Consider the following 13,590-nt stretch of genomic DNA (forward strand, 5'->3'; position numbering starts at 1 on the left):
TCATTTAGAAATTACGATTTGTTAGAAGCAAATGGCATTCCAAAGCTGCGAAGTTAGAATTTTAATACTATCTAAAAAGGGTTATTGCCATTGGCTTTTTCTATTTTTGAATCAAATTTAATTTATGAAAATTGTATCGTACAATGTTAACGGTATCCGAGCGGCTTTGAAAAAAGGGTTCATAGAATGGTTGCAATCGGTAAACCCTGATGTCGTTTGTCTACAAGAAATCAAGGCACAAGAAGATCAATTGGACCTCACTGTTTTTGAAGATGCGGGCTATACCTATAATTATTGGTACAGTGCGCAGAAGAAGGGTTATAGTGGGGTTGCTATTCTTTCAAAAACGGAGCCAGACCATATTGAGTTTGGCACAGGTATTGAAACTATGGACTTCGAAGGAAGAAATCTAAGGGCAGATTTCGGGGATATTTCGATTATGAGTATGTATCTACCGTCTGGCACTAATATGGATAGACTCGATTTTAAGCTGAATTACATGGCGGAAATTCAAGAATATTTCAATGAATTGCGAAAAGAAAATCCAAATCTTATTGTTCTTGGAGATTATAATATATGCCACGAGGCCATCGATATTCATAACCCTGTAGGGCTTAAAAACGTATCCGGGTTTTTACCGGTAGAACGAGAGTGGATCGGTAATCTGATAGCAAGCGGTTTCATAGACAGCTTCCGTCATTTCAATAAGGAACCTGACAATTACACGTGGTGGAGTTATAGAGCTAATGCAAGAAACAACAATAAGGGTTGGCGCCTGGATTATGCTATGGTTGCGGAACCTTTAAGGGACAGATTAAAGCGTTCTGTAATACTATCAGAAGCTAAACATAGCGATCACTGTCCTATTTTGGTCGAGGTAGAATAACATCTTTTATGCTTAAGAACAGACTTCCTTTACTTTTTGCTTTTCCACTATCAATTTTAATTTGGTTGTCTGGAAATGAGGTTAAAGAGGAGTATTTGTCTGTTGTTGATACTGTTGTTATCGATACCGTAGAGGTACAAGATAAAGGAGCAACTTTGGCAGCTATGTATTGCGCTACTTGTCATACATTACCTAAGCCAGAATCATTGGATAAAAGAACTTGGGAAAATAGTGTCCTACCCAATATGGGCCTGCGTTTAGGTCTTAAAATAGATGGGAAAAACTGGGATGATACCATGAGCAAAGTGGAAGCCGATATCGTTAGAAGCTTGAAGATATACCCCGAGTATCCATTAATTTCCAAACAGGATTGGGCGTTGGTAAAACAGTACTACCTCAATAACGCACCAGAAGAGCTGCCTGCTCAAACCAGAGAAAAGGATATAAGTAACACCGTCTTTCCGTTTAGTGCCCAGAGTATCAGTATTGGAGATTCTAAGTTACCCCAAGTAAGTTTACTTCGTTTTGATCCAAACACTTCAGAACTTTATATCGGAGATTTTCAGAGTCTAATCGCAATTGATACCAGAGGAAACATTACCAATACATGGGATTTGGAGAGTCCGGCATCCGATATTAAATTCGTAGAATTCAAGGAACCATTGCTCCTTACCTTGGGCAAGCTTTCACCATCTGATCAAGCCTTAGGTAAATTGTTGCGGTTAGATACGAATGTGAGTTCTGGTAAAAACGATATTTTACTGTCCAGTTTAAAACGGCCTGTGAATTTTCAGGTGGAGGATCTGAACGATGATGGGTTAAAGGATTTAATTTTGTGCAGTTTTGGCCACTATGCCGGGAAACTTTCTTGGTTAGATAATTTTGATACTTCAAAAGAGCATGTTCTAAATACTCTGCCGGGAACAAGAAAAGTAGAGATTTCCGATTTTAATGGGGATGGCAGACCTGATATCATGGCTCTTATGACCCAAGCCAGGGAGCAAATAACAATTTACTATAATCAGGGGAACAACACTTTTGAAGAAAAGAATGTGTTAAGTTTTGATGCCGTAAATGGCACTAGTTATTTTGAGTTGGCAGATTTTAATGGAGATGGTTATCAAGATATCTTGGTAACGAACGGGGATAATCGAGACTATTCCCCAATAGATAAACCCTATCACGGAATACGGATTTATTTAAATGACGGTAACGCTATGTTTAAAGAGTCTTTTTTCTACCCCATGTACGATTGTGGCAAGGCAATGACCCGCGATTTTGATGGCGATGGTGACCTTGATATTATTGGAGCGGCGCTGTATTCGGAATACACGGACAAACGAAACGCAAAGGAAAGCGTTGTTTATCTGGAAAATAAAGGAGGATTGAATTTTGCCCCATCCTATATGGAAGTGCCTATTCATGGCAATTGGCTAACCATGGAAGTAGGGGATTTTAACAAGGACGCTAAACTAGATGTTATGTTGGGAACTTACATTTACAATATTCCTGAAATGATTTCCATTACCATGAATACCGGGACAAACACTTTTCCACAGGTATTGCTTTTGACCAATCTATCCAAGTAAACTTTAAGAATAAGTTAGAATTTGACTACAGTCCCGTTTAAGGATATTTTATTTACTAATTTTGCAAACTTAAAGGGACAATCCGCATTTATATGAAGTACACCACGCTGCCACATACTGATATTGAAGTAAGTAAAATTTGTCTGGGCACTATGACCTGGGGTAAGCAAAATACAGAGGAAGAAGGTCATGAGCAAATGGATTATGCTTTGGACCAAGGGGTAAATTTTTTTGATACGGCAGAGTTATATCCGGTACCTGCAGAAGCTGAAAGATATGGACACACGGAGAAAATAATAGGAAGTTGGTTTAAGAAAAATGGGAACAGAGATAAGGTGGTGTTGGCCTCTAAAATTGCCGGTAATGGCGATTACACCAAGTTTATCCGATCTACTGGTTTTTCTAGGGCATCTATTATAGAGGCGGTGGAGGGTAGTCTGGAAAGACTTCAAACAGATTATATTGATTTGTATCAATTACACTGGCCAGAACGCAATACTAATTATTTTGGAAAGAGAGGGTACGAGCATGAGATTACCGACTATTGGGAAGACAATTTCCATCAGGTTCTAGAAACCCTGCGAGATTTGATACGCGAAGGAAAAATTAGGCATGTAGGCATATCCAATGAGACACCTTGGGGAACTATGCGTTATCTAGAGGAGAGTAAAGTGCATGCCACCTTACCAAGAACCATAACCATACAAAACCCATATAATTTATTGAATAGGCTTTTTGAAGTTGGACTTGCTGAGGTCTCCATGCGCGAAAAAATAGGCCTGTTAGCGTATTCTCCACTAGGCTTTGGCGCATTGAGCGGAAAATATTTAGGAGGAAGAATGCCAGAAGGTTCTAGAGTATCGTTATTTCCTAGATTTGACCGCTATAATGGGGAGATAGCCACTAAAGCTACACAAAAATACTACGAATTGGCACAGGCGAACGATTTATCGCTTGCTCAGATGGCTCTTGCCTTTGTAAATACTAGACCTTTTGTGACCAGTAATATTATAGGTGCAACTTCAATAAAACAGCTGGCTGAAAATATAGCGAGTATTGATGTCTCATTATCGGAGGATATCCTAAAAGGCATAGAGTCGGTTCATAATAGTATACCTAATCCTGCGCCATAAGATGATAGCGATGTTCAATTTAAAAGTAGGTTTCGGTCAAATTGTTCTTATTGTTGCCGTAATTATTATCATTCTTGTAATGGCAAGGATAATGAGAGATAAGCGTTAATCGAATAAGCCTCTGACAACATCTTCGATTTTTGAGGCTAACAACACTTTTATCTTGGTATTCTTAAGTCCTATCTTATTGTTTTTGGATACAATAATCGTAGTGTAGCCCAATTTTTCTGCTTCGAGAATTCTTTGTTCTACTCGTTGTACGGGTCTTATTTCCCCAGCGAGGCCAACCTCTGCGGCAAAACAAATTCCTTTTTCTATGGGGATGTCCTCATTACTGGATAAGATTGCTGCAATAACGGCCAAATCAATAGCTGGATCATCAACAGAAATACCACCGGTTATATTCAGGAATACATCTTTAGCCCCTAGTTTAAAGCCAGCACGCTTTTCTAATACTGCTAACAACATATTCAATCGCTTTGCATTATAACCCGTAGTAGAACGTTGCGGTGTGCCATATACGGCGGTGCTCACTAAAGCTTGGATTTCTACAAGTAGGGGTCGCATTCCCTCTACGGTAGATGCAATCGCAGTACCACTAAGGCCGTCCTCGTTTTTAGAGATGAGTACCTCGGAAGGATTGTTCACCTCGCGTAATCCATTACCCTGCATTTCATATATTCCCAACTCGGCGGTAGAACCGAACCTATTTTTTAAAGATCTCAGAATTCTGTAAACATAATTACGGTCACCCTCGAACTGAAGCACCGTGTCTACCATGTGTTCTAGAATTTTTGGGCCAGCAATGGAACCATCTTTTGTAATATGACCAATTAAGATTACCGGAGTATTGGTTTCTTTAGCAAATTTGATAAGCTCTGCTGTACATTCCCTTATCTGAGAGATGCTTCCGGCGGCGGACTCAATATAATCGGAATGTAAGGTCTGTATAGAATCTATAACTACAATATCTGGCTCTGTAGCTTCAATCTGTTTGAATATATTTTGAGTTTTGGTCTCCGTTAGTATAAAACAAGTTTCACTATTTGGAAATATGCGGTCTGCACGCATACGTATTTGCTTTTGACTTTCTTCCCCGGACACGTATAAGGTTTTATAGGGTAATTTAAGTGCTATTTGAAGAAGCAGGGTGCTTTTTCCTACCCCGGGCTCTCCGCCCAAAAGCACCAGGGCTCCTGGGACTAACCCTCCGCCTAGAACGCGGTTAAATTCAAGGTCAAACGTATTTAACCGAAGTTCTTTCTCTGTACTTATTTCATTAACAAGAAGTGGTTTGGAAACTCTTCTAGCTTGGTTTTCGGGTGTTTTCCAACTTGTTTTTTCCTCCTTTTGAACAACTTCTTCTACCACGGTGTTCCATTCTTTACACGCGGAACATTGTCCCACCCATTTTGCGTATTGTGTTCCGCAATTCTGACAAAAAAATGCAGTTTTTGTTTTAGCCATTCTCTAGCAGGTACTATTTGTGCTAAAGGTAACAAGAAGTTTGAAAATGATAAGGTAATTTTTACGGATACGGAGCTATTTATCCTTGTACTTTTGCTTACTGAATTCCGTAAAAGCGATAAAAAAGGAAGCCCAGGCCATTAGTAAGGCTAGACCGTTGTATACGAGATTAAACTCGCCCTTTAATCCAAAATAGGTAAATAATATACCTGATATTATAAAGTATTTGGAGTCTATTTTTATCATTGCTAGTAGGTATTAAAATGGTTGGGATTTGGGTTCCGTATGGTAGGGCTAAAAACCAAAATCGGCTTTTAGGGCATCCATTTTTTCAAGAGCCATTTCTTTGGTCAAAAAATCTATTTCTTCCATCTGAAAGGCTTTTTCAAAAGTTTTCAAAGCTTTTTTAGGCTCTCCTAACTGCTCGTAATATTCACCTTCAAAATAGAAGCCAAGCATTGTTTCCGGATATTGCTGCTTACAGAGGTCGGATAAAGGTTTTAATGATTCAAAATCTTCTTTTTTTCTAGATGCTGCATAGATAGCCATAATATCATTCAGTTCTACTGGTTTACTAAAACCAAAAAGGTCTTCAATGCCTTTGTATTTATTTTCGAGGTAGTCAAAAACAGGATCTTCAGACGTCAATATTTGTGTTTTATATTCTTTAGGGCTTATGGGTTTAAACATTCCAAAAATGTTATCAAAAGCTTTCCCTATACCATACGTTGCTACGGATATGTGGTCGGCGCTCTTATATTCGTCAAAGAAATAATGTAAACTTTCCTTTTCAATAGCTTTAAGGGCCGTATTCATCTCCAGCACGGCAGCAGTTCCTTTATTTTTTTCTCCTTCTACGATCAGTTGGTAAAATATTTGCTTATCAAATGCTCCTAATCTACTCGCGACCCTAGTTCCCATTTCTGGTGCTAATGTCGGGGATATACTCACGTATGCATTAAAAAGGGAATTGTCCTTAAACAACCAATAGTTTTGAAAATTAGCGGTTATATCATAGCCTACGATCATTTTAAAAGGCGCAGTGCTGAAATTAAGGTCTAGATAAGGTATTAGCTCCATTCCCAAGAATTCGAAGAATTTCTTTCCCTTCTCGCTTGGTAATCCACTATCTGGCTCAAAGGCGCAGTCTTCATACCTTAAATCATCTTTGCTTTGGTTTATTCCAACGATAATACTTTCTGGCATACCATGGAATCTACTATAGAACTTTGAGGTGGCGACCACCTGATCAAAAAGATAGTTGCCGTCTAAAACAATAATTAAAGGGTATTTTTTGGTGTCATCTAGATTTTCCGGAAAATAGTATTGCACATCCCTTCTTTCCTGAAGTTTGAAAGATTCAAAGATTTCTTGTTTTACCTGTGCGTTGGCTAAAAACCCTACGGATAGCATCAAAAGAAGAAAAATACGCTGCATATACTATATTTTGGCAGCAACCATTGCTACCTATTACGGTTCAATAACGGTAATAGGAGAAAAGATATTGCACCAAAAACAATGTTCATAAGGGTTTGTGCGATCCACATTATCCAACCGAATGCATCTCCCGAAACTTCTTGTATACCAAATAGCGCCAAAGCTTTGCTTACCAATATGGGGAAAAGTCCTACCCCGCCATTGGTGGTAGCCATAGCAAATGCGCCAAAAACAAAAGCGACCATAACCTCACTAAGCCCTAAATTCGCTGTAGAAGGGACCGTGAATTTAATAACCCACATCATGCCGATATAGCATGACCAGATAAAAAAGGTGTGTGCTACAAATGCCCATTTCCGCTTCATTTTGAAAATACTGAAAACCCCGTCTAACAAGCCTTTTACAAAAGACTTTATACGTAGGGCAATGTTAGACTCCGATTTCTTTATGAATAACACAAATATTAAAAAACCAATTACGCCGGCTACCAACAGTATGAAAATACTATTAAGGTTAAGTCCACGCTCTTGAAAAAACGTAATTATTATTTCTGTCTGAAGCACCAAGGTAATAACGACAACGAGTAAAAGCATAAAGACATCAATAACACGCTCGGTAACAATAGTGCCAAAACCTTTTTCAAAGGGGACTCCTTCATAAGTGGTAAGTGCAGTTGCTCTTAATATTTCTCCGGTTCTTGGTACACCTAAATTGGCCAAATAAGCCATGAAGATCATAAAAATATTATTGATTAATTTGGGTTTATACCCCAAAGGTTCCAAGAGATAGTTCCACCTTATGGCCCTTGATATATGTCCCAGTAAGCCAAGAATTAGAGAAATGGTAATCCAAAAAACATTAGCCTCTTTAATATAGAATAAAATCTGTTCGCGATCGGAAGGCGCCGTGTTGTAATACCAATAGAGGACAAGGAATACTCCTATGGCAATGGGGAGGACTGTTTTTAAGGTTTTCTTTAGGGAATTGGTCAAAATCTGTACTGAAGTTTAACTTAGAACAGGACCAAGTTACTTAATTTAAAGCAACAAGTTGTTTTCCTCATTTGGAAAAACTAAAGACGGGTTAAAGATTTTGGCTTCCTCTATATCCATTCTAGCGTACGTGATCAATATTAGGATATCGCCGACGGCTACGCGTCTAGAGGCCGCACCGTTCAGGGTAATCTCACCGCTTCCCCTTGGTCCGGGAATGGCATAAGTCTCAAGCCGTTCTCCGTTGTTGTTGTTAACGATTTGTACTTTTTCACCTTTAATAATGTTGGCGGCGTCCATTAAATCTTCGTCAATGGTAATGCTGCCGATATAATTAAGGTCTGCACCTGTAACTTTTACACGATGAATTTTCGATTTAACTACTTCTATTTGCATTTGGCAAAAATTAATTAAGGGCTATGTTATCAATAAGTCTAACTTCTGCAGCGTAAACGGCTATGAAGGCCCTATATTTTATATTTTCTTGTTTTCTTTGAATAGGAGTCAATGTTTCCACATCGGTAATATCAAAATACTCTAATTTAAAATCGTTATCAGACTGGAAAACCCCACTAACCCATTCCCTTAAACTAGAAGCACTTTCCGTGCCAAATTTTTCTTTGGCAGTTTTTAAAGTGCTGTAAATTAAACTGGCCTTAAGTCTTAGCGAAGCATCTAGTCTTTCATTTCTGGAGCTCATGGCCAAACCATGTGGTTCTCGTACAATAGGGCAGGGTACGATTTCAACTGGTATTTTTTCGATTTCGGTCAATTTTTGAATGATGCGCAGTTGTTGAAAATCTTTTTCTCCGAAGTAGGCCTTTGTAGGTTTTATAAGCCTTAGAAGGGTTTCCACTATTGTGCCAACGCCATTAAAATGGTCGTCTCTAAATTCTCCCTCCATTACTTTGTCCAGACCGTGAAAATCGTAGGTTTTTGAAACCACGGTATCATCATAGATTTCTTGAATTGAAGGGGCAAAGACCATAATTTTAGGAGCAATATTATGAACCAATTTCAAGTCTTTACTGAGAGTGTTAGGGTATTTTTTTAAATCTTCCGAATTATCAAATTGGGTCGGGTTTACAAAAATGGTAACGACAACGTGTTCATTTTCCGAGACGGCTCTTTTGATTAAAGAAGCATGGCCTTGATGTAAAGCCCCCATGGTAGGGACCAGTCCAAGATTACCATGAGGAGATAGCTTTTTCAAGTGACTTAAAAGCTCTTTTTTTGTTTTAACGGGGAGCATGTAATTTTGTCATTAGCGAGCAAACTTACTATAAATACTGCTAATCTCTATATTTTTTGTAATTTTGCACCTGCGTTTCTGCGAAAAATAAAAAATAGCTTTTATGAATGGTAAAAAGATATTGTTTGTATCTTCTGAATTAGTTCCTTATCTACCGGAAAATGAGGTTTCTCTAATGTCTTACGAGGCTCCGAGAATGGTCAATAGTAATGGAGGGCAAATTAGAATCTTTATGCCTAGGTATGGTAATATTAATGAAAGAAGGCATCAACTGCACGAAGTTATTCGGTTATCGGGGATGAATCTTGTCATTAACGATATGGATATGCCATTGATTATTAAGGTGGCTTCTATACCAAGAGAACGCATACAGGTATATTTTATAGACAACGAGGAATATTTCAAAAGAAAGGCCACTTTTACAGATAAAGAAGGGAACTTATTTCCCGATAATGACCAAAGAGCCATATTCTTTGCAAAAGGAGTCATGGAAACGGTCAAAAAACTAAATTGGTCTCCGGACATTATTCATGTGCATGGTTGGATGGCGAGTCTATTACCACTATATCTCAAAAAGTACTACGCAGACGAACCTCTTTTTGCCGATAGTAAAATAGTACTTTCCGTGTATGGTAAAACCTTTGAAGGCGAGCTTGATAAGGATATGCTCAAAAAAATCACTTTTGATGGTATTCCCGAGGAAGAAATTGCTTCTTTGGGGTCGCCCACATATAATAATTTGTTAAAAGTAGCTGTAGATTTTTCAGATGCGGTTATTTTAGCCTCTGAAGAGATTCCAGAAGAATTGAATTCACATATTGCTAACCTCCAAAAACCAGTGTTGTCCTATGTTCCTGTTCAAGAATTTGAAGAAGCATATGCCAATTTTTATAACACGGAAGTTTTAAAATAATCGAATGAATTTTTTTAAGAATAGCCCTTATTCGGTCCTAATGGGCTTAATCTTTGTGGTTACCCTTTTCAGTTCCTGTGAAGAAGAATTAACCACCATAGGAGCAGGTGTCGTAGCAACAGATCCTTTTACCACCGGAAAAGAGGTTTACGATGTTTTTGCTTTCAATAAAAATATTGAGGCGGTAAGAACCAATAAATTACCCGTGTATCAATTGGGTACGTTTACAGATGCGGCTTATGGTACAACGGAGGCTTCTATTACCTCGCAAGTACAGCTTCCCAATGGCAATCCTACTTTTGGCAATCTATCCCAAAGAACGGAAGAAGATGCGGAGACCGATGATGTTATCACCACAATCGACGAAGAAGAGACGGTCAAGGAAGTATTTCTTTATATTCCATTTTTGACTAAGAGTGGATCAAGGGACAGTGACCTTGACGGTGTGGATGACGAATTCGATAAGGAACCGAACGATGCGGACAACGATAATGATGGCGACGGTGTTTCCAACAGGGTAGAGAACGCCACCAATACAGATCCGCTAGACCCAAACAGTGTAGATGCTGATGCTGATGGCAAAAACGATACGGACGGTGCTACAATCTTTGCAAATAACTTTGCTAGAAGGGTAGATTTAGATAGTATTTATTTCAATGGTAAAAATTACGATGATTTAGAGGTTAATGCGGATTTAGAGGTAATTGCACCGCCTACTTTCAATTTAAGAGTAGCGCGTTCTACATTTTTTCTTAGAGATTTAGACCCGAGTAGTGGCTTCCAAGAGGCGCAAGAGTATTTTTCTTCACAGGAATTCGCCCCTTCATTTGTATCCGATGTTTTATTTGACTCTAATGAAGACGGGCAGCTTGTTATAGATAGTAAAGAAATTTTAACACCAAGGGAAGATGATGAGTCTACCGAGGACGTAGATGAGTCACAAGCTTTTGTGCGTTTAGCCCCTGGATTAAGAATCCCATTAGACAATCAATGGTTTCAGGAAAATATTCTGAACAAAGAAGGAAGTTCAGAATTATTAAGTCAAGCCAATTTCAATGAGTTTATGCGTGGTATACATTTAGCGTTGACCCCTCAGGAAGGAGAGGACCTTATGTTGTTGTTAGACTTAAGACAGGCCAATATTACAATGACTTACACTTTTAATTCGTATAATACAAATGGCACAGCGGATGATGTGTCCGATGATGAGATAGAAACCAATGAAAGGGATGTTGTCTTTAATCTCATATCTGGGCTTCCTAATGGGGGTATACTTGGCAATGCCGTGAATACCCTAAACAATGAAATGTATTCCCCACAGGTTTTGGATAACGAAGAAAATGCTTCAAGAATTTTTCTTAAAGGAGGGGCTGGTGTTACCGCTAGAATCAACCTTTTTGAGGCGAATGAAGGAGAAAGTATTATTGAGCAAATAAGAGCGGAAAATTGGGTTATAAACGAAGCCAATTTGGTTTTTAATGTAGATGCCTCCTTAACTGGTGATAATATAGCTCCGCCAAGACTTTATCTGTATAACATGGAGACGGGAAGTCCATTATATAATCCTCTGACGGAACAGAACACTGCTGAGAACATTTTTGGACTTTTCCTTAATTATGATGGAATTGTAGAGACTGATGATGACGGTAATGTAAAATACACCGTTCGTATCACCGATTATATCAATGAGATAATTGTTAGAGAGGCGGCCAATAGCACCTTGGGCCTTGTACTTACGACCAATATTGAAGCAGTAGGTTTGGCTAATGCCATTTTAGAAGAAGGAGAGGTCGATATTCCTGCTACGTCAACCTTAACGCCATTAGGTACCGTTTTTTATGGAAGTAATATCCCGGAGTCGGATCCTAATTTTGACAAGCGCCTGAAACTTGAGATTTCTTACACGGAGATTAATTAAGATTCTTTTTTAATAAATATTATCCCGGTTTATACAATTCATAGATTATAAGCGTTCTATATCCAGAAGCTAAATGTTTTTTTACATTTTAGGTTACTTTTACGTAGGAAATTTAATATAAATCACCAAACACTAACAACATGTGTGGAATTGTAGGCTATATAGGTCATAGGGAAGCTTTCCCGGTTATTATCAAAGGATTACAACGACTAGAATATCGTGGTTACGATAGTGCTGGCGTTGCCCTATTTGATGGAAACGAAATCAACCTTGTCAAGACAAAAGGAAAAGTCGAGGATTTAAAGAATAAAGCCAAGGGTATTTCTCAAAAAGGAAGCCTTGGTATAGGTCATACAAGATGGGCCACTCACGGTGTGCCTAATGACGTGAACTCTCATCCTCATTATTCAAATTCTGGTGACTTGGTTATCATACATAACGGAATCATAGAAAACTATGAGTCCATCAAAAAAGAGCTTACGAAAAGAGGCTATACTTTTGAGTCGGATACGGATACTGAGGTTCTCGTGAATTTAATAGAAGAGGTCAAGAAGACCGAAGATGTAAAACTGGGCCAGGCTGTTCAGATTGCTTTGAATCAGGTAGTGGGAGCTTATGCAATTGCTGTTTTTGACAAAAAGAAACCGGACGAGATAGTGGTAGCGAAGTTAGGGAGTCCATTAGCAATAGGAATAGGGGAAAATGAATTCTTTATAGCTTCAGATGCTTCACCTTTCATAGAATTTACAAATAACGCTGTTTACTTAGAAGATGAGGAAATGGCTATTATCCGTTTAGGGAAAGAGATAAAACTCCGCAAAATCAAGGATGATGCCGTTGCTTACCCTAGGATTTTAGAGTTACAGATGAATCTTGAAGAAATTGAAAAAGGTGGTTATGATCACTTTATGCTTAAAGAAATCTATGAACAACCTAGAGCAATTAAGGATACTTATCGTGGTAGATTACTCGCCGATCAAGGATTGATACGTATGGCCGGCATTGACCAAAACTTAGAAAAGTTCTTGAATGCCAATAGAATTATAATTGTTGCCTGCGGAACCTCTTGGCATGCTGGCTTGGTGGCGGAGTATATTTTTGAAGATTTGGCCAGAATACCTGTCGAAGTCGAATATGCCTCTGAGTTTAGATATAGAAATCCGGTTATTACGGAAAACGATGTATTAATTGCTATTTCCCAATCTGGAGAAACAGCAGATACGTTAGCAGCAATTAAATTAGCCAAGGAAAAAGGAGCCTTCGTCTTTGGCGTCTGTAATGTAGTAGGTTCCTCCATTGCAAGAGAAAGCGATGCGGGAGCTTATACACATGCAGGACCGGAAATCGGGGTGGCTTCTACCAAAGCTTTTACCACACAGATTACCGTTTTAACGCTTATCGCTTTAAAATTGGCCAAGGAGAAAGGTGTTTTTTCACAAACACAATATCACGAATACTTAACGGAATTAGAGACTATTCCTGCCAAGGTAGAAAAAGCTTTGGAATCCAATCCGTTAATCGAAATCATATCCAATGTTTATAAGGATTCAAGTAACTGTCTTTATTTAGGTAGGGGCTACAATTTCCCGGTTGCTCTGGAAGGTGCTTTAAAACTAAAAGAAATAAGCTATATCCACGCAGAAGGATATCCCGCTGCGGAGATGAAACACGGACCTATAGCGCTTATTGATGAACAAATGCCTGTTTTTGTGATAGCTACCAAGAGAGGACATTATGAAAAAGTAGTTAGCAATATTCAGGAAATAAAATCAAGAAAAGGTAAAATTATCGCTATCGTAACGGAGGGTGATGAACAAGTAACAGAGCTTGCCGACCACGTAATAGAAGTGCCAGAAACTTTAGAAAGTCTTACGCCTTTGCTTACGACGATTCCATTGCAATTACTTTCTTACCACATTGCGGTGATGAGAGAGTGTAATGTGGATCAGCCACGTAACCTAGCAAAATCTGTTACCGTAGAATAAACGTTTTTAAAATTTGTT

The 13,590-nt window shown here is 38.6% G+C and carries 12 protein-coding genes; 6 read left to right on the top strand and 6 right to left on the bottom strand.

Features of this window, described 5'->3' with window-relative positions; translation table 11 throughout:
- Positions 1-124 precede the first annotated feature (124 nt).
- The 3 genes from EJ994_RS15025 (at position 125) to EJ994_RS15035 (ending at position 3,608) form a co-directional block, all read left to right on the top strand.
- A complete protein-coding gene (locus EJ994_RS15025; RefSeq protein ID WP_126593230.1) occupies positions 125-886 on the top strand; it encodes an exodeoxyribonuclease III in 762 nt (253 codons plus the stop codon).
- Positions 887-894: 8 nt separating this feature from the next.
- Positions 895-2,475, top strand: coding sequence for an FG-GAP repeat domain-containing protein (locus EJ994_RS15030; protein ID WP_126593231.1), 1,581 nt, complete (start codon positions 895-897; stop codon positions 2,473-2,475).
- Between the two features lie 92 nt (positions 2,476-2,567).
- Positions 2,568-3,608 (top strand): NADP(H)-dependent aldo-keto reductase, encoded by a 1,041-nt coding sequence (locus EJ994_RS15035; RefSeq protein WP_126593232.1) that lies wholly within the window; start codon positions 2,568-2,570, stop codon positions 3,606-3,608.
- A gap of 105 nt (positions 3,609-3,713) precedes the next feature.
- Here EJ994_RS15035 and radA read toward each other — a convergent pair whose 3' ends face one another.
- The 6 genes from radA to panC all read right to left on the bottom strand — a co-directional run bounded on the left by radA (position 3,714) and on the right by panC (position 8,756).
- Positions 3,714-5,075 (bottom strand): DNA repair protein RadA, encoded by a 1,362-nt coding sequence (radA, locus tag EJ994_RS15040; protein WP_099574294.1) that lies wholly within the window; start codon positions 5,073-5,075, stop codon positions 3,714-3,716.
- 75 nt (positions 5,076-5,150) lie between these two features.
- Complete coding sequence (locus EJ994_RS17480; protein WP_164721482.1) at positions 5,151-5,321, bottom strand: hypothetical protein; 171 nt, start codon at positions 5,319-5,321, stop codon at positions 5,151-5,153.
- Between the two features lie 48 nt (positions 5,322-5,369).
- The gene (locus EJ994_RS15045) at positions 5,370-6,512 is read right to left on the bottom strand and encodes an alpha/beta hydrolase (protein ID WP_126593233.1); all 1,143 of its coding nucleotides are present in this window, start codon (positions 6,510-6,512) and stop codon (positions 5,370-5,372) included.
- 26 nt (positions 6,513-6,538) lie between these two features.
- A complete protein-coding gene (locus tag EJ994_RS15050; protein WP_126593234.1) occupies positions 6,539-7,504 on the bottom strand; it encodes a YbhN family protein in 966 nt (321 codons plus the stop codon).
- Positions 7,505-7,549: 45 nt separating this feature from the next.
- Positions 7,550-7,900: an aspartate 1-decarboxylase gene (panD, locus tag EJ994_RS15055; RefSeq protein ID WP_099574296.1), complete on the bottom strand. Its 351-nt coding sequence runs from the start codon at positions 7,898-7,900 to the stop codon at positions 7,550-7,552.
- Between the two features lie 10 nt (positions 7,901-7,910).
- The gene (gene panC / locus EJ994_RS15060; protein ID WP_126593235.1) at positions 7,911-8,756 is read right to left on the bottom strand and encodes a pantoate--beta-alanine ligase; all 846 of its coding nucleotides are present in this window, start codon (positions 8,754-8,756) and stop codon (positions 7,911-7,913) included.
- Between the two features lie 103 nt (positions 8,757-8,859).
- On the opposite strand from panC, the gene EJ994_RS15065 reads away from it, so the two are divergent.
- From EJ994_RS15065 to glmS, 3 genes are all read left to right on the top strand, one after another.
- Positions 8,860-9,669 carry a glycogen/starch synthase gene (locus EJ994_RS15065; protein ID WP_126593236.1) on the top strand — a complete coding sequence of 270 codons (810 nt, stop codon included), beginning with the start codon at positions 8,860-8,862 and terminating at the stop codon, positions 9,667-9,669.
- Positions 9,670-9,673: 4 nt separating this feature from the next.
- Positions 9,674-11,587 (top strand): DUF4270 domain-containing protein, encoded by a 1,914-nt coding sequence (locus tag EJ994_RS15070; RefSeq protein WP_126593237.1) that lies wholly within the window; start codon positions 9,674-9,676, stop codon positions 11,585-11,587.
- 140 nt (positions 11,588-11,727) lie between these two features.
- Positions 11,728-13,572 (top strand): glutamine--fructose-6-phosphate transaminase (isomerizing), encoded by a 1,845-nt coding sequence (gene glmS, locus EJ994_RS15075; protein WP_126593238.1) that lies wholly within the window; start codon positions 11,728-11,730, stop codon positions 13,570-13,572.
- Positions 13,573-13,590 lie beyond the last annotated feature (18 nt).

It is taken from the genome of Maribacter sp. MJ134 (genome assembly GCF_003970695.1).
GTDB lineage: Bacteria > Bacteroidota > Bacteroidia > Flavobacteriales > Flavobacteriaceae > Maribacter.

Coding starts and splice junctions, on each gene's coding strand:
- EJ994_RS15025 (WP_126593230.1), top strand. CDS start 125: ATGAAAATTGTATCGTACAATGTTAACGGTATCCGAGCGGCTTTGAAA.
- EJ994_RS15030 (WP_126593231.1), top strand. CDS start 895: ATGCTTAAGAACAGACTTCCTTTACTTTTTGCTTTTCCACTATCAATT.
- EJ994_RS15035 (WP_126593232.1), top strand. CDS start 2,568: ATGAAGTACACCACGCTGCCACATACTGATATTGAAGTAAGTAAAATT.
- radA (WP_099574294.1), bottom strand. CDS start 5,075: ATGGCTAAAACAAAAACTGCATTTTTTTGTCAGAATTGCGGAACACAA.
- EJ994_RS17480 (WP_164721482.1), bottom strand. CDS start 5,321: ATGATAAAAATAGACTCCAAATACTTTATAATATCAGGTATATTATTT.
- EJ994_RS15045 (WP_126593233.1), bottom strand. CDS start 6,512: ATGCAGCGTATTTTTCTTCTTTTGATGCTATCCGTAGGGTTTTTAGCC.
- panD (WP_099574296.1), bottom strand. CDS start 7,900: ATGCAAATAGAAGTAGTTAAATCGAAAATTCATCGTGTAAAAGTTACA.
- panC (WP_126593235.1), bottom strand. CDS start 8,756: ATGCTCCCCGTTAAAACAAAAAAAGAGCTTTTAAGTCACTTGAAAAAG.
- EJ994_RS15065 (WP_126593236.1), top strand. CDS start 8,860: ATGAATGGTAAAAAGATATTGTTTGTATCTTCTGAATTAGTTCCTTAT.
- EJ994_RS15070 (WP_126593237.1), top strand. CDS start 9,674: ATGAATTTTTTTAAGAATAGCCCTTATTCGGTCCTAATGGGCTTAATC.
- glmS (WP_126593238.1), top strand. CDS start 11,728: ATGTGTGGAATTGTAGGCTATATAGGTCATAGGGAAGCTTTCCCGGTT.